This is a genomic window from Variovorax dokdonensis (assembly GCF_030316895.1).
In the GTDB taxonomy this organism is placed as follows: Bacteria; Pseudomonadota; Gammaproteobacteria; order Burkholderiales; family Burkholderiaceae_C; genus Variovorax; species Variovorax dokdonensis.
Genome location: NZ_JASZYV010000003.1, coordinates 284228 through 303854, shown reverse-complemented (window position 1 = coordinate 303854; position 19627 = coordinate 284228). Strand labels below are relative to the sequence as shown.

Genomic DNA, 19627 nt, shown 5'->3' with positions numbered 1-19627 from the left:
GTCTTTGCGTTCGGGTCGGCGCGCGCTCAGCGCTGGGTCGCCGACAGGTTGCGTTGCATGATGTTGCTGAATTCTTCGATGAAGGTCTCCAGCGCGATCGCGATCTTGTCGATCTCGCGAGCGAAGCGGTTGTAGGCCACCACTGCGGGAATGGCGGCAAACAGGCCGATGGCCGTGGCCACCAGCGCTTCGGCGATGCCGGGCGCCACGGTGGCCAGCGTGACCTGGGTCATGCTCGACAGGCCGGTGAAGGCATGCATGATCCCCCACACCGTGCCGAACAGGCCGACGTAGGGCGAGACCGAGCCGACGGTCGCCAGGAACGACAGGTTGGATTCGATGGCGTCGAGCTCGCGCTGGAAGCTGGCGCGCATGGCGCGGCGGGCGCCGTCCATCAGGGTGGTGGCGTCGCCGATCTGCCGCTCGCGCAGCTTGTGATATTCGCGCATACCGCTGGCGAAGATGCGTTCCATCGGTCCGGCGAACTTGGCGTTCTGCGCGGCCGACGAGAAAAGCTCGTTCAGGCTGGTGCCCGACCAGAACTCGCGTTCGAAGTCTTCATTGAGCGCGCGTGTGCGCTTGAGCGCGAAGTACTTGCGGATGATGGCTGCCCAGCTGGCGATGGAAACGCACAGCAGCAGAGCCATCACCAACTGAACCACGAAGCTGGCGTGGAGGATGAGTGTGACGATGGAGAAGTCTTGATTCATGGCTTCACGGTTGAGTGGCCCGGATGGGAGACGTGCTCGGTAACAGGTGCGAGAAGGCTTGGGCGACAGAGGCTGGCAGTCTTGCCGGCCGCAGCGTGCTTGCCTGCACCCAGCCGATGCGGATGCTGCCTTCACAGAGCAAGGCGTGTGCCGCAGTGGCTTGATTCGATGGTTCGCGCTGGTTGCCGGCTGCATGGGCCAGCAGCACGCGCTGGAAGATTATCAACGAGGCGCTGCCGGCTTCCTGTAGGTGTGCACTGACCAGCAGTTGGTCATCGAGTCGGGCCGGGCGATGGTACTTCAGCCGCGTCTCGCTCACGACGAAGATACCGCCCGTTTCTTCTCGAAGCCTTTGTTGCTCGATGCCCAGGGAGCGCAGCCATTCGGTGCGGGCGCGCTCCATGAACTTCAGGTAGTTGGCATAGAAGACGATGCCGCCCGCATCGGTGTCTTCCCAGTAGACGCGGATCGGATGCGTGAAACCCATGGATCCGTCAGGCACTAGAGCGCCCGCAGGCGCTCGACGGCCTCTTGCAGATGGCCCATGGCGCTGGCGGTCGAAAAGCGCACGAAGCGGCGGGTGTCTGCAGAGCCGAAGTCGCGGCCCGGCGTGATGGCGATGTGGGCCCGCTTCATGAGTTCGAAGGCGAAGTCCCAGCTGCCGTCCACACCCAACTGCCGCGACAGCGCGGTGCAATCCGCCCAGGCGTAGAACGCGCCGTCGGGCACGACCGGCACAGGAAGGCCGGCGGCCTCGAGTTGTGGAATGAACCAGTCGCGCCGTGCCTTGAACTCGCCGCGCCGGCGTTCGTACTCGGCAATGCTTTCACGCTCGAAGCAGGCCAGGGCGGCGTATTGCGAGACGGTGCTCGCGCAGATGAAGAGGTTCTGGGCCAGGCGCTCCACCACCGGCACCAGCGCTTCGGGCACCACCAGCCAGCCCAGGCGCCAGCCGGTCATGTTGAAGTACTTGGAGAAGCTGTTGATGCTGATGACCTGGTCGTCGATGGCCAGCGCGGTCTGGCTGAACGCGTCTTCGTAGGACAGTCCCAGGTAGATCTCGTCGATCAGCGTGATGCCATCCTTGGCGCGCACGAACTCGTGAATGCGCCGCAGCTCGTCGGGCGCAATCGACGTGCCGGTGGGATTGGAGGGCGACGCCAGCAGAACGCCGCGCGTCTTGTCGCCCCAGGCGGCCTCCACCTTGTCCGCACTGAGCTGGAAGCGCTCGGCCTCGGTGGTCGGCAGCAGCACGGCCTCGCCCTCGGCAGCGCTGACGAAATGCCGGTTGCAGGGGTAGCTCGGGTCGGGCATGAGGATCTGGTCGCCGCGCTCGATCAGCGCCAGGCAGGCCAGTTGCAGTGCCGCCGAGGCACCGGCGGTGACGACGATGCGCCGCGCCGGCACCTGAACGCCGAAGCGCTCGGCATACCAGCCGCTGATGCGTTCGCGAAGGGCATCGAGGCCACATGCGGGGGTGTACTGGGTCGAGCCGTCGCGAATGGCGCGTTCCGCCGCCTCGCGCACCAGCGGTGGGGCGGTGAAGTCGGGCTCGCCGATGTTCAGGAAGATCATCGGCCGGTCGCTGCTGGCCACTTCCTTTGCCAGTTGGGTGGCCGCCTTGGCGACCTCCATCACGTAGAAAGGCTCGATGCGTTCAGCGCGCGAAGAAATCTTCATGGGCTTGGCGTTGGGCATCAGGAGCGGATCTTGCCGCTGGCGCGGTCTGCTTCGACCTCGACCGCCCGCAAGGTAGGCGCCAGGCCGTTGAGCACGGCATTGACGTACTTGTGGCCGTCGGTGCCACCGAACTCCTTGGCCAGTTCGATGCACTCGTTGAGCACCACGCGCCAAGGCACGTCCGCGCAATGCATGAACTCGTAGACGCCGATCCACATCACGCCATGCTCGATGGGCGAGATCTCGGCCAGCTTGCGGTCGAGCAGGGGGACGATCAGCGCATCCATCTCGACGGCCTGCCCGATGCAGCCGTGCAGCAGCGCGTCGTAGTGCGCGGAATCGGCCTTGTGAAAGCCCGACAGGTTGCGCGTGAATTCGTCGATGGACTCGGCGTCGTTGCGCCCGACCAGGTGCTGGTAGAGCGCTTGCAATGCGAACTCGCGCGCGCGGCTGCGGGCCGACTTGGCCGATGCCTTGCGCGCGCCGGTGCTGGTGAGGCCGCCGCGCGGGCTGCGTGGACGGCGGTTGCCGGCGGAGTTGTTGTCTTCGTCGCTCATTTGATGCGTGCCAGCAGTTGCGCCATCTCGACCGCCACGCGGGCGGCGTCACGGCCTTTCTCTTCCTGGCGAGCCACGGCCTGCGCGTGGTTCTCGGTGGTCAGGACGGCGTTGGCGATGGGCAGGCGGGCATCCAGGGCCACGCGGCTCACGCCGGCACCGGATTCGTTGGCCACGAGTTCGAAGTGGTAGGTCTCGCCGCGGATGATGCAGCCCAGCGCGATCAGCGCCTGAAAGCCGCCGCGGACCGCCAGCGCCTGCAGGGCGGTCGGCACCTCGAGCGCGCCCGGAACGGTGATGTGCACGATGTCCGACGAGGCCACCCCCAGCGATTCGAGCTCTCCGAGGCAGGCCGCGGCCAGTGCGTCGGTGATGTCTTCGTTGAAGCGCGCCTGGACGATGCCGATGCGCAGTCCCTTGCCGTCCAGCGGCAGGGGAGCGGCTCCCTTGTTGGCGTATTGCATGTTGTTGTGTGTTTCTAGAGGTTCTTGGGGCGATTCAGTCGCGAGTGATGTAGCCGGCGATCTCCAGGCCATAGCCTGCGGCCATGCTGGGCATGCGCCGGCGCGTGCCCAGCAGGTTCATGCGCTGCACGCCGCATTCGCGCAGGATCTGCGCTCCGATGCCATAGCTGCGAAGGTCCATGCGTCCACGCTCGGGCGCCTGGGCGGGGCGGGCGGTGCCTTCGAACTGGGCGAGCAGCTCCTGCGCTGATTCGCCGCAATTGAGGAACACGGCGACGCCGCGCCCTTCTTTGGCGATGCGCGCCAGGCTGGCGTCCAGGCTCCAGGAGTGCATCGGTCGGTTGAGCTCGAGCGCATCGAGGAGCGACAGGGGCTCGTGCACGCGGACCGGCACCGTTTCTTCGGGTGCCCACTGGCCGCATACCAGCGCCAGGTGAACGCCGCCGCTGGGCGCGTCCTGGAACGCATGCGCGGTGAAGGTGCCCCATGGTGTCTGCATTTCCCGGCTGGCACCGACGCGCTGGACCAGCGTCTCGGTACGGCTGCGGTGCTCGATCAGCGCGGCGATGGTGCCGATCTTCAGGCCATGCTCGGCGGCGAACAGCTGCAGGTCCGGCAGGCGGGCCATGGTGCCATCGTCGTTCATCACCTCGCAGATGACCGAGGCCGGCGAGCAGCCGGCCATGGCGGCGAGGTCGCAGCCCGCTTCGGTATGGCCCGCACGCATGAGCACGCCGCCGTCCACCGCCTGCAGCGGAAAGATGTGACCGGGCTGCACAAGATCCGCTGCCACCGCATTCGGCGCCACGGCAGCCTGCACGGTACGGGCACGGTCTGCCGCCGAGATGCCGGTGGTCACGCCTTCGGCCGCTTCGATGGAGACAGTGAAGGCCGTGGAATGCTTGGCGCCGTTGCGCGCCACCATCGGCGGCAGGTTCAGGCGTTCACACATCTCGCGCGAGAGCGTCAGGCAGATCAGGCCGCGTGCGTGGCGGGCCATGAAGTTGATCGCGTCGGGCGTGATGTGGTCGGCGGCGACGACGATGTCGCCTTCGTTTTCGCGGTCTTCCTCGTCCACGAGGATGACCATGCGGCCGGCGCGAAGCTCTTCGACGATTTCCGAGACGGGGGAGATGGGCGCGCGCGGGCGATCGTCGCGCACGGTCGACAAGGGGGTGACGGTTGCGTTCATGCTTTTGGGTCCTTCGCCGAAGGCAGCGCGATGGCGCCGGCCTGCAGCATGCGCTCGACATAGCGGGCGACCGTGTCCACCTCGAGGTTGACCGGACTGCCTTGGTGCAGTTGTCCGAGCGCGGTGTTCTGAACCGTGTGGGGGATGAGGTTGATGCTGATCTCGCTGCCGTCGGCCAGGTCCTGGACGCTGTTGACGGTCAGGCTCACGCCATTGACGGTGATGGAGCCCTTGTAGGCGAGAAAGTGGGCGAGGGCGCGCGGTGCCTGGATGCGAAGCTCCCAGCTTTCGCCCATCGGTTCGAAGCGGCTGACCGTGCCGACACCGTCGACATGGCCCGAGACGATGTGCCCGCCCAGGCGATCGCTGGCGCGCAGGGCCTTCTCGAGGTTGATGCTGGCGCCGACGTCGGCCAGGCCCGCGGTCTTGTCCAGCGATTCGGCCGAGATGTCGATGGTGAATTCGTCTTTTGCCGCATCGAAGGTGGTGACCGTCATGCAGGCACCATTGAGGGCGATGCTGTCACCGAGGCCCACATCGCCGAGGTAGCCGGCTGGCGCGCTGATGTGCAGGCGCTTGCCGTGCGATGAAGAGCTTCCGAGGTCGTGAACGGCGGCGATGCGCCCCACGCCGGTGATGATTCCGGTGAACATCCCCGTATTTTCGCAGAGATTGTCATCCGCTCCGGTCCTTGGGCGGGGAGGCCCTAGAAGCCATCGCGACCGGGCAGGCGGGCCAGGATGCGCAGGTCATGGCCGATCGGATCGACCGAGCGGAACTGAAGCGCAAGTGCATCCGAGGGGGACTGCATCGGCCCGCGCCCGTGGATGCCACTGGCAATGCCCATGCCTTCGCCGAAGAGCGTGGGGGCCACGTACAGCAGCAGCTCGTCCACCTGGCCTTCGCGCAGCAGGGAGCCATTGAGCTTCTGGCCGGCCTCCACATGCAGTTCGTTGACCTCGCGCCGGGCCAGGTCGCGCATCAATTCGGCCAGATCGACCTTGCCATCGGCATTGGGCAGGACTTTGACCTGGGCGCCCCGGTCTTCCAGGGGACCCGCCCGGCCAGCATCTTCCTGCGCCGCGTAGATCCAGACCTCGCGGCCCGGCACGTCGAAAAGGCGCGCGTCGGGAGGAGTCTGCAACCTGCTGTCGACCAGCACCAAGGGCGGCTGGCGCGTTGTCTCGACTTCTCGTACATCCAGCCTGGGGTCGTCTTCCATGACCGTGCCGACCCCCGTCAGGATCGCGCCGGCGCGCGCGCGCCAGGCATGGCCGTCGGCGCGCGCGGCTGCCCCGGTGATCCATTGGCTCGCGCCGTTGTCCAGGGCGGTGCGGCCATCGAGCGTGGCCGCGGCTTTCATGCGAACCCATGGCAGGCCCCGCACCATGCGGCTCAGAAAGCCGATGTTCAGCTCGCGCGCTTCGTCGGCGCCGGGGCCGACCTCGACATCCACGCCGGCAGCCCGCAGGCGTGCGAAGCCCTGGCCGGCGACCAGCGGGTTGGGGTCGGTCAACGAGGCGACGACCTTGGCGATGCGCGCCTGGGCCAGGGCGTCGCAGCAGGGACCGGTGCGTCCGTGGTGGGCGCATGGCTCCAGGGTGACGTAGGCCGTGGCGCCTTCGACCGAGCGGCCGTGGGCCTGTGCATCGCGCAAGGCCATGATCTCTGCATGCGGCCCGCCTGCGCGCTGGGTGTGGCCAACACCGATGACGCTGCCATCGGGCGCGACCAGCACGCATCCGACGGCCGGATTGGGGGGGGACAGCCGCAGCGCGTGGCGCGCGGCCTCGAGGGCAAGCTGCATCATGGATGTGCAGCATAGCCGGCGCATGCAGGGACCGTGTCGCCTTCGGGTCGATCCGCGCTCGTTCGGGGCGGCCTAGCGCGACCAGCAGTCGGATGCCGAAGCGCCTGGCCCGGTGACTCCGCGCTCTCCGGCATGACTGAGCGTGAAGCTGCCACAAGCGTCGGATGCCTGCACGCCCTGGGGTACGGCTTCCAGCCAGAAGTGCAGGCCAGCGTCGTCCTCGTCGTTGGGAGGCCTGCGGACGATGCGGTAGTACTTGTTGATCGAAAGCTCAAGATCCTGCGGTAGGCCGGCATCCGGATACAGGCCGCGGACGGTGGCCTGTCGCTCCATCCAATGGGCTGCCCGCAGAAGTGCCGTGCGCGCTTCGGCCCGGCGAGCCTTGCGCACATGGCTCTGGTAGCCGGGCAGCGCCACGGCCGCCAGCACGGCGACGATGAGCATCACCATCAGCATCTCGAGCAGCGTGAATCCCGTCGGGCCCGATGCCGAGCGGGAGGAGGGCAGGGCCCGCGGTTCGAATCGTGTCATTGAAGCTGTCGCCATGAAGGTCGGACGGCGATAAAGCCCAGGCGCGCGCGCGTCGCATCGTCTTGACCACCCTCGAAGTTCATCCGGACTTCGCGACTCAGGCTGCGAACGGCGACGCTCGGCGTTGCCGAAAGCTCCAGGCGCCCGACGGTCAATGGAGCGTCGGACGTCCCATGGATCGCTGTCCGCGGTGGCTCGCCATCCAGTGCCCTGAGGGTGTTGCGAAACTGCCGCTCGTTGGCGGTCTTGCAGGATTCGCCGGCGCCGACAGGTGGAACAGGCGCCGGCACGGAGCTGACGATGTCGATCAGCTGGCCATCGAAGTGCCGAGGATGGTCAAGCACCCGCTCGCCGGGCACGGGGAGGTCGACATACCAGCCCGGTGCCGAGCCTGCCGCGGAGTCGCTCGCAGCCGCCGTGGTGACCCGGCTTGCGCCTGACACGAGTTCGCGGCGGCGCAGTGCGGCGCGCCCGCGGCTGGCCGGCTCGTCGTCATCCCGATCGTGGATGCCGTAGATCGTTTGGGTGGATGTATCGCCGCGGTCGTCCGGTGTCAGCATTCGCCCAGTACCGAAGACCAGGATGCGGCCACGTTCTGGGTGCGGCCATGTCGTGGGGGCGCTGGTGATCGGCTGCGGATGGGCTTGTTCGTCCTTCGCCATGAACATGGGCTGGCTCTTTACAGCGACGCGCCATTGGGCAGGGTCCGTGGCGCGGAGGTCGAACTTCCAGACATACCCGCGGAGGTCGCCGGCGTAGGCGAGATCGGCTTTCCGATCGCCGTCGAGATCGACCAGGCGAACCGGGCCGAGGCCGTTGCCGACCTCCTTGCCTGCAGGGATCTTGCGCAACTCGCGCGCACCATCCAGGTAGTGCAGCAGCAACACGGCACGGCCGGACTCGCTGCCGAAGCCGTTGCCGAGCACCAGCGCCGTTCGGCCGTCATTCAGTCGCATGACCGAGGCGCTGCGCCACGGGTCGCCAGCGGCGGTGACCGGCGTCCCGAAGATATGGCCCAGATCGGGATCTTCGGACGCGGTGGTGTCCAGCCGGATCTGCTGCGCCCCCTGCGATTCGTCGGCAAAGCCTTGGAGGTTGCTCACATCCAATGCGAAATAGCCTTTGCCGCCAGCGCCTGGCGTGCCGAAGAGCCAGCGACGAGTCTGGTCGCCTTCTTGCCAGTCGGCCGTGAATGGCGATGCGGCGATGGAAGCTTGGTGCAGATACTGCGGCTGGCTCATGGCCGCAACCTTGGCAAGCGCACCTTGGGGCACGTACGCGAATCGCTCCTGGCCGCTCTCGGCATCGAAGGCGTGGAGCATGCCGCCGTTGCCGGCTGCGTAGATCATCGTCGGTTGGGCTGGCGTCGTGCGCGTCGCAAGCCGGCCCGGACTGGCCCATGGAACGCTGCCCAACATGTCAGCCTGCGGCGATCGACGGTCGCGCAACTTGCCGCCATTGGCCTGTTCGTCAGCGCGGACGCCACGCAGCCACTCCAGGCGTTGGCTGCCGAGGCCGTCGGGGCGCTGGTGGGCATCCCGTTCGAGCAGCGCGCGTTGCGCTTGCGGCAACTCGGTCCAACGCCAGGCAAGGCCCTTCAGTTGCTGGCCTTCGCCCTGGCTGGAAAGGATCACCCTGGTGTCGGGCTCCCTTGCATCGAGCAGCGTGGCCGTGGTGTGCGGCTCGCCGCTGCCGGCTTGCCTGCCCCAGGGTGCCGAGCTTGTGTCGATTCCGGCGCGCTGCAAGGTCCGAAGGGCGAGTTCGCCGTGCCAGCCATGTGCGTTGTAGCGGGCGGCAACGACAGCTTGTTCGCCGCCCTTGGCGTTCGGCACCATGGCAAGCGCAAGGGTGCGGGTGTCGTCAGGCCCTTGGCTTTCGGCGACGGCGGTCTGCACCGCTTCGTCGATTTGCGCGGCGAGGCCGTCGCCTGCCGCGGCGACTTGATGGATGACCGGCTTGGGCGCCATTGCTCCGTCATGCGGCTGGTCTGGCCGCAGCGTGCCGGGCCCCACGTCCGTACCCACGAGGACCACGTGAGATTGGCGGCACAGCAGATCGGCGCCCTTCTGCGGCTGATGTGCGGCGGCGAGGCTGCTTTGCTCTTCGGCGTAGGCGATCGTCCGCGCCGTTGTCGTGGGGGCATCGCTGCTCTCCGACGCGCCTGTTTGCCGACCGGCCGCAGCCAGAAACGCCTTGAAGGCGGCGCGCGTCGCGGCATCGAGGGTCTGCGGCGTTGCCCCGCTCGAACACGACTCGCCGGCTTGATCAGGTGCCTCGCAGGAAGATGGCGCCACCCATCCCAGCTGCACGCTGGCATCCGGCAACTGATCGATGGTCCCGCCAAGTGCCGTCAACAGATCCTTGCGTTTGTTCTGGTCGCTCGGAAGTCGAGAGAGCGCAATCATCAGCCTGGGCACGGGCACGCGACCTGCCGTGAGAACGGGCGTTGATTCGAACGAGAGGCCGTTTGAATCCTTGGCGTCCGCTGCAACCGCATGGGTGACGCACATGCTCGCGCCAATCAGCGCGCTTGCCAGCCAGGCTTGCCGACTTCGATGCAGAGGCCTGGTCATGCATCCACCCGCTTCCAGACGAAGAGACGCTCCAGCACCACTTGGGTCGTCGGGCGGCGTCCCGATGCCAATGCAGTGATGCGAAAGATGAACGGGTTGTCGGCATCGGGCGCGAGCGCAGTGCCAGTCGGACCGGAATAGGGGAGGATCTCGATCCAATACCAGGCTCGGGACGACAACAAAGGGTTGTCCGCCGGGGCATCCGGCGCGCCGCTGAATTGGGCATAGCGCGCACCCGTGTTCTCGATGCGTGCGAGTTCCGCGGGCGGAAGTTGCCAGAATCTTGCAGGCAGCGCGCCAGCCAGGCACACGCCTTGAGCGCACGCAATGCCGCCGCCTACCGCTTGCGTCATCAGCACGTTGCGAAGGCGAGCGAAGTCGAGCGGTCCCTCGCGCGGAATCCAGGGTACGCTGGATTGCGGATCGCCTGGCGCGCGGCAGTTCCTGGGGCTTGGCGGCGACTCCCCTGTACACGGGCGTCCGTCGGGCGACTCGGCGCGAATGTCGTACTCGGCGTCAGCCAGCATGGCCTGCGCGTTGGCGAGCGCGCGCTCCTGGTCCGCATCGTTGCCGATCAGGCGTTCGGTGAACCAGGTTGTGCGCGCCGCCCCGACGACGAGGAGCGTGGCCATCAGCAGCACGATCATGACGATCATCAATGCCAACCCTTGCTGGTTGCATCGAGAAGCCGAAATGGAGCGATTCATTCAGGTCAATCCGTCCGCTCGAAGATGGAAAAGGCGCTGCAGGACCAGATGCCGGCGCGTCTTGTCGGTGGCGGCCTTGCCTTCGCAGTCCACATAGCGTTGCTCCGTGCCAGCCAGGACCGCATCCCCGCGCAGGTCGATGCACACCGCCACGGCGACGACCTGGCGCCATTGGTCAGCCTGTTCGATCGCAGAGGCATCGAGGTCGCGCATGGCTTCACCATTGCGCAGGCGATAGCGGATCCGGAACGCCGCGACGCCAAAGGCGATCGGCTGGTTCTGCCCCGAACTGCTCTTGCAGCGAAGCACGCCGCCCGCATCCACCTGGAAAGTGGCGGCCAGCGGGACTTGAGTCGATGCCTTCTGTCCCAGGCAGTCGCGACGAACACCGTCCGGCGCTATATAGGCCGCAGCGGCAAGCGTGAGGGTGTCATGGGGCATGCCGGACGTGCCGCGCACCACGGTCGTGTTGGCGGACGTGGCCTGGGCGACATAGCGGTACGGCGTTGCTCCTGTCGTCGGGTCCGCATCTCCCGCAGCCTCGATGTCGCGAGACCCTGCCGTGCGGATCTGCTGTCCCAGCAGTCTGAAGACGAAGCCGGCTTGCTGCAGCAGTTGACTCTGGTCGTCGACGATCCGCTGCGTTTGCCCGAAAGTCTGCAACACCGCCAGCGCAGCGAGGGTGACCAGTCCACCGACGGTCAGGCCCACCATGAGCTCGACCAGCAGCGCACCCCGCACGAGGTGCGCGGCGCATCGGCGGTGGCGCTTCATGCGTTCAGGGCTGGACATGACCGAAGTGGCAGGCCCAGCCTGGCGGGCAGCGAACTTGACCATCGTCTGGCTTTGGCGGCGAGTCGTCGCTCGATCGCCATCCCACCATCACGCCCAACGCCGGTGCGTGACCGCCGCTCTGATCGGACAACGCGTAGACAGTGGCATCGCCCTGCGGCAATTGCTCTTCGACGGACCGCTTCCAGTGCGCCAGATCCCAACGCGCCAGTTGGCGAGGGTCACACGCTTCGAGCTGGCAATCAGTCAGTGCATCGACCGCTTGTGCCCATTCGACCCGGTAGTCGTCCAGCCGGGCGCGTGCCTGCGGATTGGACTGCACCCGCTCCGAAAGATCCGCGATCAACTGGATGGCCTGGCTTCTGCGAAGGCTTGAGGCGCTGTCTGCCAAGGTCTTCCACTGCGCCCAAAGAAGGCCCATCAGCGCCATGGAGACCAGGGCCAGCGCGACCAGCGCTTCCATCAGCGCCAAGCCTCGCGAAGTGCTGGCGCCGCTCCGATGGCCTACCCTGGACAACGTTCTTCTCCAATCCATGTCTGGATGCGTCCGCCGGCAGAAATGCAGATCGCGCTGACGATCTCCTTGTCAAAGCGCGATTGCAGATTGAAGCCCACGCCAATCAGGCCGAACTGGCCACGAGCGTCCAGTTGCAGGCGCTCGCGAGAACTGGTCTGTGCGACGTTGACGCTGTCCTGCCCTGCCGTGGAAAAGAGCAACTCGTCGTTCGCAGAGACAGCGCCGTCGCCATTGGCGTCTGCAAAGATGGCCCAGCCGCAACGCCACTGACCGGCGCCGTCGGCGCTTGAATCGCAATCGCCGAGACTTGGAAGGCGCGCGAGGAGGACGCGGCCGCCACGCTTGATGGCCTCGGCTCGGGCCAGGTAGAGGCTGTCACGCAGCGCGAAAGTCGCCGCACGCACGCGCATTCGCTCTGTCAATGCGGCGAAACTGGGCGCGGCCCATGCCGCCATCACCGCCAGGATGGCGATGGCCACCAACAATTCCAGCAGCACCAATCCGCGAGTACATCGCTGGCGGGGTGCACTCCGGCACCCCGCCGCACACGCGTCGCTTCCCATGCTCTCCTCCCTCCATATCTCGGGCGAGATTGTTAGGGATAGAACGCGGATTCAGGCGAGACGACCGCCGATCGGTCTTATGCAGCGGATGAGCGGAATCATCGGGCGTTCTGGTGACGCCGGCTCAACAAACGTGCTCGGTTGGAGCAAAACGCGCCTCCCGAGCAACGATCTAGATATCGCGAAGCAATTGCCTGAATTCGTCGACGTCTTCGAAGCTGCGGTAGACGGAGGCGAAGCGCACGTAAGCCACCTTGTCGAGCCGCTTGAGTTCGCGCATGACAATTTCGCCGAGCTTGGTGGACTCGATCTCGCGCAGGCCGCTCGACAAGAGCTTGTGCTCGATGCGCAGCAGCGCGTTGTCGATCTGCTCGATGCTCACCGGCCGCTTTCGCAGCGCCAGCTGCATGGATGCGCGCACCTTGCCGGAGTCGAACTCCGCGCGGCGTCCATCCTTCTTGACCACAGCCGGAAATGTGACTTCGGCGCGTTCATAGGTGGTGAAGCGTTTGTCGCAGTCGCCGCATTGACGGCGCCTGCGCACGAACTCACCGTCTTCGCTCAGGCGCGTTTCGACGACCTGGGTCTCGGCATGGCCGCAGAAAGGACACTTCATGCGGCGCAGCCCGTCATCAGCGGTAGACCGGGAAGCGCTCGGTCAGCGCGTTCACCTTGGCACGCACCGCAGCGATGTGCTCCGCATCGCGCGGATTGTCCAGCACGTCGGCGATCAGGTTTGCCGTGGCACGCGCTTCCTCGTCCTTGAAGCCGCGCGTGGTCATGGCTGGCGTGCCGACGCGAACGCCGCTGGTGACCATCGGCTTCTCCGGATCGTTGGGAATGGCGTTCTTGTTGATGGTCATGTGGGCCTGGCCCAGCACGGCCTCGGCTTCCTTGCCCGTGATGCCCTTGGCGCGCAGGTCGACCAGCATCACGTGGCTCTCGGTGCCGCCGCTGACGATGCGCAGGCCGCGCTCGGTCAGCGTCTCGGCGACGATGCGGGCGTTCTTCACCACTTGCTGCTGATAGGTCTTGAAGTCGGGCGAGAGCGCTTCCTGGAAAGCCACGGCCTTGGCCGCGATCACATGCATCAGCGGGCCGCCTTGCAGGCCGGGGAAGATGGCGCTGTTGATCGCCTTCTCGTGCTCGGCCTTCATCAGGATGATGCCGCCGCGCGGGCCGCGCAGGCTCTTGTGGGTGGTGGAAGTCACCACGTCGGCATGCGGCACCGGGTTGGGGTAGACGCCAGCGGCGATGAGGCCGGCGTAGTGAGCCATGTCGACCATGAAGATCGCGCCGACGTCCTTGGCCACCTTGGCGAAGCGCTCGAAGTCGATGCGCAAAGAGTAGGCCGAGGCTCCGGCGATGATCAGCTTGGGGCGGTGCTCGTGCGCCTTGCGCTCCATCGCGTCGTAGTCGATGGCTTCCTTGGCGTCCAGGCCGTAGCTGACCACGTTGAACCACTTGCCGCTCATGTTGAGCGGCATGCCGTGCGTCAGGTGTCCGCCTTCGGCGAGGCTCATGCCCATGATCGTGTCGCCAGGCTTGAGGAAGGCCAGCATCACCGCCTCGTTCGCCGAGGCGCCGCAATGGGGCTGCACGTTCGCGGCGTCTGCGCCGAAGATCTTCTTGACGCGATCGATGGCCAGTTGTTCGACGACGTCGACGTGCTCGCAGCCACCGTAGTAGCGACGGCCCGGATAGCCCTCGGCATACTTGTTGGTCAGCTGGGTGCCTTGCGCAGCCATCACCGCCGGCGAAGCGTAGTTCTCGCTCGCGATCAGCTCGATGTGATGTTCCTGGCGGGCGTGTTCGGCCTGGATGGCAGCCCAGATTTCGGGGTCGGTCTGTTCGACCAGAATATTGCGTTGATACATGGCAGTCCTTCAGTCAAGACATTGGGCCTTGTTCAGGAATCAAACAAGGGCTGCCCAGGCGAACGGCTGATCGCCCGCCGCTTTGTGCCAAGCCGGCGGGCGGTACGCTTCCCAGTGGTGTGCCCCACGTCGGCGCCCATGCTCGCATGCCGAATGGTTGGGCCCTTTCGGGCACCGATCGTTCGACAGGAACAGGCGCTTATCGCCAGTCGCGTACGGGGGTGAGTTTAGCCGAGCTCAGGAGCCGTCGGAGAGCAGCGCGACCTTGTCGTCGCCAGTCGCGGCGGGCTTCTTGTCGTTGGTCGCCGAGATGGGTGCATCGCGCACCGGCGTCGGAGCGGCATTGGGCGCCACGGCCTTGCCTGCCGCGACTTGACGCAGGCGGCTGCGTTCGGCCAACACCTTGCTCGCATAGCCACCGTCGCTTTCGAGGTTCGCCGCGCCGACGTAGTAGCGCAAGCCGCCTTCCAGCGAGCCGGCCCGCGAGATGCATTCAAGCAAGACCTTCACGCCAACACGCATGTTGGTGACGGGATCGAAAGCCGTCAGCGTGCCGCCGGCGGGCTCGTACTTGTCACCGTGCACCCGGGTCATGACCTGCATGAGCCCCTGCGCTCCCACATGGCTCTGCGCAAACGGGTTGAAGCTGGACTCCACAGCCACGATGGCCAGGATCAGGGCGGGGTCGAGCTTGGTCCGCTGGCCCAGGTCGTAGGCCTCGGCCACCAGCACGCTCAGCGGCTCAGGCGCGACACGATATTTGCGTGCCAGCCAGAACGCCATTGCGGCTTGCTGCTTGGGCAGATCCATCGGGCTCGCCGCCGTCGTGCGCTCCAACGCCGTCGGTTCGAGCGCGACGGGGCTGACGGGCTCGGCGGGCCGCAGCGCGGCGCGACGCGCCTCCAGCCAGCCCATGAGTTGTTCCTCGCCGGACTGGCGCAGGTCTGGTCGTGCAAAAAGCGCGAGGACGGCAAACACGGTCGCCAGACCCAGAAGGGCAAAGCCGTTGTGCGTGATTTCGAAAAAGCCATCTGCCACGTCGGACACGAATGTCCTCAGTCCTTGGACTGCGGCCGACAACGCCTGTTTCATTGCTCTTTCCTTTCGTTGCGGACCTCGAAACGATGCCCACGAAGGGCCACGGTTTGGAGGGACAGCGCGTTGGATCGGCGTGTATCAGGTCAGCGCGAGGGAGGGAATGGGCGCCGATGCCTGAGACATCGAGAATGTGGACAGAAGTTCACATTTCAGCGGAATCAGTGGGCCTCGAGGGGTCGGATGTCGAGGCCAGCGGCGATTCTAGGGAGGTCAAAATACACGGTCAAGCATAAGGGGCTTATTTTTTATGCCTAAACGTGCGATAGAAAAGTCCGAAAAAGGGGATGAATCGACCAGGGCGACCCCATTGAATTTTCAAGTTGCGCGACAGGCGAGACAGGCTTAACCTGCAACTGCCTGACTGTTTCAGGCGCTCGCCGAGACCCGGCTGGCCTGGGGAAACCAAACACCCCGCGTCCGACGGTCGAGGCCTCCTCGGTGGCAATCTCTTGCCGCCAGCACTGCCGGAACCATCCTCTTTCGGCGGCGCAAAGAGATGGCATGAGCTTCGGGCTCGCCATCGAGCCCGGATGCAAGACTTCTCCGTCGTGCATCCGGGCTTTCTCATTTGTGCGCTCGGCTTTCATGTTTTCGGGGTGGGAAGCCCTGGCCGATTGCGGCACACTGCCGCTCATGAAAGCTGTCACGATCAAGAACAACAAGTGGGTCCGGCGAGTTGCTTACGCATTGGGAGCGCTGGTGCTGCTGTGGGTCATCCTGTGGCTCGCGGTGCCCCCCATCGCGAAGAGTCAGGCGCAAAAACATGCCAGTGCGGCGCTGGGGCGCGAGGTCACGATCGGCAAGATCGACTTCAAGCCCTGGACCCTGGAGCTTGCAGTCAACGACTTGCGCATCGCGAGTGCCGACGGCAGCCACGCCCAGATCGAGGTGGGTCGCATCTATGTCGACGCCGAGATGCAGTCCATCCTTCGGCTGGCTCCCGTGGTCGATGCGGTCAAGATCGAGCGTCCCACCATCCGGGCCGTTCGCAACAAGGACGGCAGCTACGACTTCGACGATGTGCTCAAGCGCATTGCGGCCTCACCGCAGCCCGAGAAAAAGGACGCCTCGGAGCCCGCTCGCTTCGCCATCTACAACATCGAACTGACCGGCGGCAGTGTCGACTTCGATGACCAGGCGCTGGGCCCCAAGCATGAGATCCGCGATCTAACCCTGGGCGTTCCGTTCCTGAGCAGCCTGCCTTCGCAGCGCGAGGTCAAGGTGATGCCCAAGCTGGCTTTTACCCTGAACGGCAGCCATTTCGATTCCAGCGCAGAGGCGCTGCCATTTGCCGAGACGCGCCAGACGGGCGCGCGCATGCATTTCCAGGGGCTCGACCTGCAGCCCTTTCTGGCCTACGCGCCACGAGATCAGGTCGCCAAGCTCGCAGGCGGCAGCCTCGATGCCGACCTGCAGGTTGAATTCCAGCAGGGGCCCAGCGAGGGGTTGCGCATCAGCGGCACGGTCGAAGTGCGCGACGCCAAGCTGCTTGATGCTCGCGACAAGGACCTGGCCTCCCTCAAGGGCCTGAAAGTGGTGCTGGCGGATGTGCGTCCCCTCGAGGGCAAGGTGCACCTTTCGGAGGTGGCGCTGACCGGTCCGCAACTGCTCGTTTCGCGTGAGGCAGATGGGCGGCTGAACCTGCAACCGACCCAGCCCGGCGCGCATGCCGGAGAGCCGCCGGAAGTGTCACGTCCTGTCGCCGAGGCGGCCAAGGGGGCGGCGGAAAAGCTGGCGTGGACGGCACAGATCGACGCCGTCACACTGGACGACGGCGCCGTTCAATGGCGTGACGCGTCTGTTTCTCCGGCGGCCGAGGCATCGCTGACCGGACTGCAACTGAAGGTTCAGGACGTACGTTGGCCGATGGAGCAGCCTGCCCGGTTCGAGGGCGCGGTTGGCTTGGGCGGAGGCAGCCTGAAGTTCCAGGGTGAGGCCACCGATCAAATGGCCAAGGTGCAGACCGAGGTCGGTCAGTTGCCCCTCAAGTTGGCTGCGCCGTATGTGTCGCAGTTCCTGGATCCGGCCCTGGATGGCACGCTGGCTGGCCGGGTCGGTCTCCAATGGAGCAAGCCCGATCGATTGTTGGTCGATGTCCAGCAGTTCACTGCCGATGGTCTGGCGCTGCGCCGCGACAAGGCGGCGCTTGCCAGCGTTTCCAAGTTGACGGTGACGGGCGCCAAGGTCAACTTGACCGAACGCAATGTGACCGTGCAGGGTGTAGAGCTTGCCAAGCCGGTGGCCGAGGTGGAGCGGGATGGCGGTGGTCGCTGGATGTACGAGGATTGGCTCAAGACGTCGACATCGACGTCGGCCGGCCAGGGTGCCGACAGGCCGGCCGGCAAGCGCAACGCGAACGACGCCAAGAGCGCCGAGAAGCCTTGGGCGCTTAGCTTGGACAGCTTGAAGCTGTCGGATGGGCAGGTGGGCTTTTCCGACAAGTCCGTCAAAGGCGAGGAAGTGGACGTCAAGCTGACGTCGCTGGATGTTTCTGCCCAGAAGTTCAGTCTGGACGGCAAGGGCGCGATGCCGATCGACGTGTCCGGGCGCATTGCCTCGGGTGCTCGGTCCAATCCTGGACGCTTCTCGTACAAGGGAACATTGGCCCTCACGCCCTTGACGACCCAGGGGCAACTCGACGTGGGGTCGATTCCGGTCCATGCCTTCAAGGCCTACGTCGCCGATCAGTTTCCCAACCTGGATCTGCGCCGCGCGTACTTCAATTACAAGGGCGCGCTTCGATTCGCCAGCGAGTCGGCCGGACCGCGCGTCAGCCTGCAGGGCGACACGTCGGTGGACAACATGCGCGTCAACAGCTCCGTGCTGGTCGAGGCGGCCGGCGGTGGCTCGTCCCTTGGGCGCAACGCGAGTCGCCTGCTGTCGTGGCAATCGCTGCAGTTGCGCGGCGTCAAGTTCGACATGGTGCCCAAGACGCCCTTCAAGCTGGATGTGCGTGAAACGGCCTTGACGGATCTGTTTGCCCGCATCGTGATCGACGAGGCCGGCACGCTGCATCTCCAGGATCTGGCCAGCAGCAAGCCGGTGGAAGTGGCAGGGCCGCCCAAGCCAGGCGACAAGGCCGCTGCACCGGTCGCTCCACCTGCAGCGGGTGCGGGCGCAGCGACCACCGTGCGCAAGCCCATCAGCGGCGAGACGGTGACGCGGTCCGATCAGCCAGTGACGCCGGGTTCGGCGGCGCCTGCGCAGGCGACGACCAGGCGGCCCGCCGCAGCGGGTGGGGCCGTTCCGGCGGAACAGATGGTGGGCGGCGATGCGGCACCGCCGACGGCGCAGGCCGCGCCCGCAACCCCCGCGGAGCCGGCCGGACCGCAGCCTGTCATCAACTTCGGACCGATTTCGCTGGTCAACGGCCGCATCGACTTCACCGACCATTTCATCAAGCCCAACTATTCCGCCGACCTGAGCGCGCTGACCGGCAAGCTCAGCGCCTTCTCCTCGCAACCCGTCGACGGGGCTGTCCAGATGGCCGATCTGGAGCTGCGCGGCAAGGCGCAGCAGACGGCGTCGCTCGAAATTGCCGGCAAGCTCAACCCGCTGGTCAAGCCGTTGCAGTTGGACATCGGCGCCAAGGTCCGCGACCTGGAGCTGGCGCCGCTTTCGCCCTACACCGTGCGCTACACGGGGCACGGCATCGAGCGGGGCAAGATGAGCGTGGACGTCGACTACAAGGTCGAGCCCGACGGCCGCCTGACCGCCACCAACAAGCTGGTGCTCAACCAGTTGACCTTCGGCGAGGAAGTGCCCGGCGCGACCAGCACCTTGCCCGTCAAGCTCGCGGTGGCGCTGCTGGCCGACCGCAATGGCGTGATCGACGTCGATCTGCCCTTGTCGGGGTCGGTCAACGATCCTCAGTTCAGCATCGCCCCACTCATCTGGAAGGGCATCGTCAATTTGATCGTCAAGGCCATCACTTCGCCGATCAGCCTGCTCACCGGCGGAGGCGGGGGTGGTTCTGGCGGGCCCTCGGACGCCATCGCTTTCGGTGCCGGCCTCGACACGCTCGATGCCGCCGCCAAGCAGAGCCTGGACAAGATCGCCAAGGCCATGACCGACCGCGCCGGCTTGCAGATGACGGTGGTCGGCACCGCCAGCCTCGAGAAGGAAAAGGAGGCCTACCAGCGCGCCAGGCTGCGCCAGATGGCACAGGCTGAAAAGCGCCGAAGCGCCGTGCGCGCCGGCAAGGACGCGTCGAGTGTCGAGCCTGTCACCGATGCGGAATATCCTGCACTGCTCGAGGCCGTCTACAAGCGAGCTGACATCAGCAAGCCGCGCAACCTGATCGGCATCGCCAAGGACCTTCCGCAGGAAGAGATGGAAAAGCTGCTCATGGCCGACATGAAGGTGGATGACGAGTCCATCCGGAAACTCGCGGTGGAGCGCGGCGTGGTCGTGCGGGACTATCTGCTGGAGCACAAAGTGCCCGCAGAAAGCCTCTTCCTGGGGGCGGTGCAGACCAAGCCGAGCGGGGCGGATTGGAAGCCCAGCGCCCTGCTGAAAGTCGAGGTGCGTTGAGCCGAGCCGGCGCGTCGGTCAAA

At 65.9% G+C, this 19627-nt stretch carries 18 protein-coding genes and 1 riboswitch; of the genes, 1 reads left to right on the top strand and 17 read right to left on the bottom strand.

Features of this window, described 5'->3' with window-relative positions:
• Nucleotides 1-26: 26 nt before the first annotated feature.
• The 17 genes from tolQ to QTH91_RS15125 all read right to left on the bottom strand — a co-directional run bounded on the left by tolQ (nt 27) and on the right by QTH91_RS15125 (nt 15065).
• Nucleotides 27-710, bottom strand: a complete 684-nt coding sequence (gene tolQ, locus QTH91_RS15205) for a protein TolQ (protein WP_286660942.1) — start codon at nt 708-710, stop codon at nt 27-29.
• Nucleotides 711-714: 4 nt separating this feature from the next.
• Entirely contained in the window at nt 715-1197 is a 483-nt protein-coding gene (locus tag QTH91_RS15200) for a YbgC/FadM family acyl-CoA thioesterase (protein ID WP_286660941.1), read from the bottom strand.
• Nucleotides 1198-1211: 14 nt separating this feature from the next.
• Nucleotides 1212-2390, bottom strand: a complete 1179-nt coding sequence (locus QTH91_RS15195; RefSeq protein WP_286660940.1) for a pyridoxal phosphate-dependent aminotransferase — start codon at nt 2388-2390, stop codon at nt 1212-1214.
• Nucleotides 2391-2407: 17 nt separating this feature from the next.
• Nucleotides 2408-2947 (bottom strand): transcription antitermination factor NusB, encoded by a 540-nt coding sequence (gene nusB / locus QTH91_RS15190; protein WP_286660939.1) that lies wholly within the window; start codon nt 2945-2947, stop codon nt 2408-2410.
• Entirely contained in the window at nt 2944-3411 is a 468-nt protein-coding gene (ribH, locus tag QTH91_RS15185; RefSeq protein ID WP_286660938.1) for a 6,7-dimethyl-8-ribityllumazine synthase, read from the bottom strand. Before ribH ends, nusB begins: the two co-directional genes overlap by 4 nt.
• Before the next feature lie 34 nt (nt 3412-3445).
• A complete protein-coding gene (gene ribBA / locus QTH91_RS15180) occupies nt 3446-4603 on the bottom strand; it encodes a bifunctional 3,4-dihydroxy-2-butanone-4-phosphate synthase/GTP cyclohydrolase II (RefSeq protein WP_286660937.1) in 1158 nt (385 codons plus the stop codon).
• Nucleotides 4600-5256 (bottom strand): riboflavin synthase, encoded by a 657-nt coding sequence (locus QTH91_RS15175; protein WP_286660936.1) that lies wholly within the window; start codon nt 5254-5256, stop codon nt 4600-4602. Before QTH91_RS15175 ends, ribBA begins: the two co-directional genes overlap by 4 nt.
• A gap of 53 nt (nt 5257-5309) precedes the next feature.
• A complete protein-coding gene (ribD, locus tag QTH91_RS15170; protein WP_286660935.1) occupies nt 5310-6413 on the bottom strand; it encodes a bifunctional diaminohydroxyphosphoribosylaminopyrimidine deaminase/5-amino-6-(5-phosphoribosylamino)uracil reductase RibD in 1104 nt (367 codons plus the stop codon).
• Nucleotides 6414-6485: 72 nt separating this feature from the next.
• Nucleotides 6486-6944 (bottom strand): type IV pilin protein, encoded by a 459-nt coding sequence (locus QTH91_RS15165; protein WP_286660934.1) that lies wholly within the window; start codon nt 6942-6944, stop codon nt 6486-6488.
• Nucleotides 6941-9517: a pilus assembly protein gene (locus QTH91_RS15160; protein WP_286660933.1), complete on the bottom strand. Its 2577-nt coding sequence runs from the start codon at nt 9515-9517 to the stop codon at nt 6941-6943. The genes QTH91_RS15165 and QTH91_RS15160 overlap by 4 nt, the downstream gene beginning before the upstream one ends.
• A complete protein-coding gene (locus tag QTH91_RS15155; RefSeq protein WP_286660932.1) occupies nt 9514-10224 on the bottom strand; it encodes a pilus assembly PilX family protein in 711 nt (236 codons plus the stop codon). Before QTH91_RS15155 ends, QTH91_RS15160 begins: the two co-directional genes overlap by 4 nt.
• A complete protein-coding gene (locus QTH91_RS15150; RefSeq protein WP_286660931.1) occupies nt 10225-11016 on the bottom strand; it encodes a hypothetical protein in 792 nt (263 codons plus the stop codon). It lies immediately after the preceding gene.
• Nucleotides 11003-11551, bottom strand: coding sequence for a type IV pilus modification protein PilV (gene pilV / locus QTH91_RS15145; protein ID WP_286660930.1), 549 nt, complete (start codon nt 11549-11551; stop codon nt 11003-11005). Before pilV ends, QTH91_RS15150 begins: the two co-directional genes overlap by 14 nt.
• Nucleotides 11521-12096, bottom strand: a complete 576-nt coding sequence (locus QTH91_RS15140; protein WP_286660929.1) for a GspH/FimT family pseudopilin — start codon at nt 12094-12096, stop codon at nt 11521-11523. The genes pilV and QTH91_RS15140 overlap by 31 nt, the downstream gene beginning before the upstream one ends.
• 172 nt (nt 12097-12268) lie before the next feature.
• Nucleotides 12269-12712, bottom strand: a complete 444-nt coding sequence (gene nrdR, locus QTH91_RS15135) for a transcriptional regulator NrdR (protein WP_286660928.1) — start codon at nt 12710-12712, stop codon at nt 12269-12271.
• Nucleotides 12713-12728: 16 nt separating this feature from the next.
• A complete protein-coding gene (glyA, locus tag QTH91_RS15130) occupies nt 12729-13973 on the bottom strand; it encodes a serine hydroxymethyltransferase (RefSeq protein ID WP_286660927.1) in 1245 nt (414 codons plus the stop codon).
• A gap of 45 nt (nt 13974-14018) precedes the next feature.
• Nucleotides 14019-14196: riboswitch (ZMP/ZTP riboswitch) on the bottom strand.
• Nucleotides 14197-14210: 14 nt separating this feature from the next.
• Nucleotides 14211-15065: a lytic transglycosylase domain-containing protein gene (locus tag QTH91_RS15125; protein WP_286660926.1), complete on the bottom strand. Its 855-nt coding sequence runs from the start codon at nt 15063-15065 to the stop codon at nt 14211-14213.
• 639 nt (nt 15066-15704) lie between these two features.
• Here QTH91_RS15125 and QTH91_RS15120 point away from each other — a divergent pair.
• Nucleotides 15705-19604: a DUF748 domain-containing protein gene (locus tag QTH91_RS15120; protein WP_286660925.1), complete on the top strand. Its 3900-nt coding sequence runs from the start codon at nt 15705-15707 to the stop codon at nt 19602-19604.
• Nucleotides 19605-19627: the final 23 nt, after the last annotated feature.

What these genes read in the sequence shown, in the direction of transcription:
- tolQ (WP_286660942.1), bottom strand. Translation starts at nt 710, where the DNA reads ATGAATCAAGACTTCTCCATCGTCACACTCATCCTCCACGCCAGCTTC.
- QTH91_RS15200 (WP_286660941.1), bottom strand. Translation starts at nt 1,197, where the DNA reads ATGGGTTTCACGCATCCGATCCGCGTCTACTGGGAAGACACCGATGCG.
- QTH91_RS15195 (WP_286660940.1), bottom strand. Translation starts at nt 2,390, where the DNA reads ATGAAGATTTCTTCGCGCGCTGAACGCATCGAGCCTTTCTACGTGATG.
- nusB (WP_286660939.1), bottom strand. Translation starts at nt 2,947, where the DNA reads ATGAGCGACGAAGACAACAACTCCGCCGGCAACCGCCGTCCACGCAGC.
- ribH (WP_286660938.1), bottom strand. Translation starts at nt 3,411, where the DNA reads ATGCAATACGCCAACAAGGGAGCCGCTCCCCTGCCGCTGGACGGCAAG.
- ribBA (WP_286660937.1), bottom strand. Translation starts at nt 4,603, where the DNA reads ATGAACGCAACCGTCACCCCCTTGTCGACCGTGCGCGACGATCGCCCG.
- QTH91_RS15175 (WP_286660936.1), bottom strand. Translation starts at nt 5,256, where the DNA reads ATGTTCACCGGAATCATCACCGGCGTGGGGCGCATCGCCGCCGTTCAC.
- ribD (WP_286660935.1), bottom strand. Translation starts at nt 6,413, where the DNA reads ATGATGCAGCTTGCCCTCGAGGCCGCGCGCCACGCGCTGCGGCTGTCC.
- QTH91_RS15165 (WP_286660934.1), bottom strand. Translation starts at nt 6,944, where the DNA reads ATGACACGATTCGAACCGCGGGCCCTGCCCTCCTCCCGCTCGGCATCG.
- QTH91_RS15160 (WP_286660933.1), bottom strand. Translation starts at nt 9,517, where the DNA reads ATGACCAGGCCTCTGCATCGAAGTCGGCAAGCCTGGCTGGCAAGCGCG.
- QTH91_RS15155 (WP_286660932.1), bottom strand. Translation starts at nt 10,224, where the DNA reads ATGAATCGCTCCATTTCGGCTTCTCGATGCAACCAGCAAGGGTTGGCA.
- QTH91_RS15150 (WP_286660931.1), bottom strand. Translation starts at nt 11,016, where the DNA reads ATGTCCAGCCCTGAACGCATGAAGCGCCACCGCCGATGCGCCGCGCAC.
- pilV (WP_286660930.1), bottom strand. Translation starts at nt 11,551, where the DNA reads ATGGATTGGAGAAGAACGTTGTCCAGGGTAGGCCATCGGAGCGGCGCC.
- QTH91_RS15140 (WP_286660929.1), bottom strand. Translation starts at nt 12,096, where the DNA reads ATGGGAAGCGACGCGTGTGCGGCGGGGTGCCGGAGTGCACCCCGCCAG.
- nrdR (WP_286660928.1), bottom strand. Translation starts at nt 12,712, where the DNA reads ATGAAGTGTCCTTTCTGCGGCCATGCCGAGACCCAGGTCGTCGAAACG.
- glyA (WP_286660927.1), bottom strand. Translation starts at nt 13,973, where the DNA reads ATGTATCAACGCAATATTCTGGTCGAACAGACCGACCCCGAAATCTGG.
- QTH91_RS15125 (WP_286660926.1), bottom strand. Translation starts at nt 15,065, where the DNA reads ATGAAACAGGCGTTGTCGGCCGCAGTCCAAGGACTGAGGACATTCGTG.
- QTH91_RS15120 (WP_286660925.1), top strand. Translation starts at nt 15,705, where the DNA reads ATGAAAGCTGTCACGATCAAGAACAACAAGTGGGTCCGGCGAGTTGCT.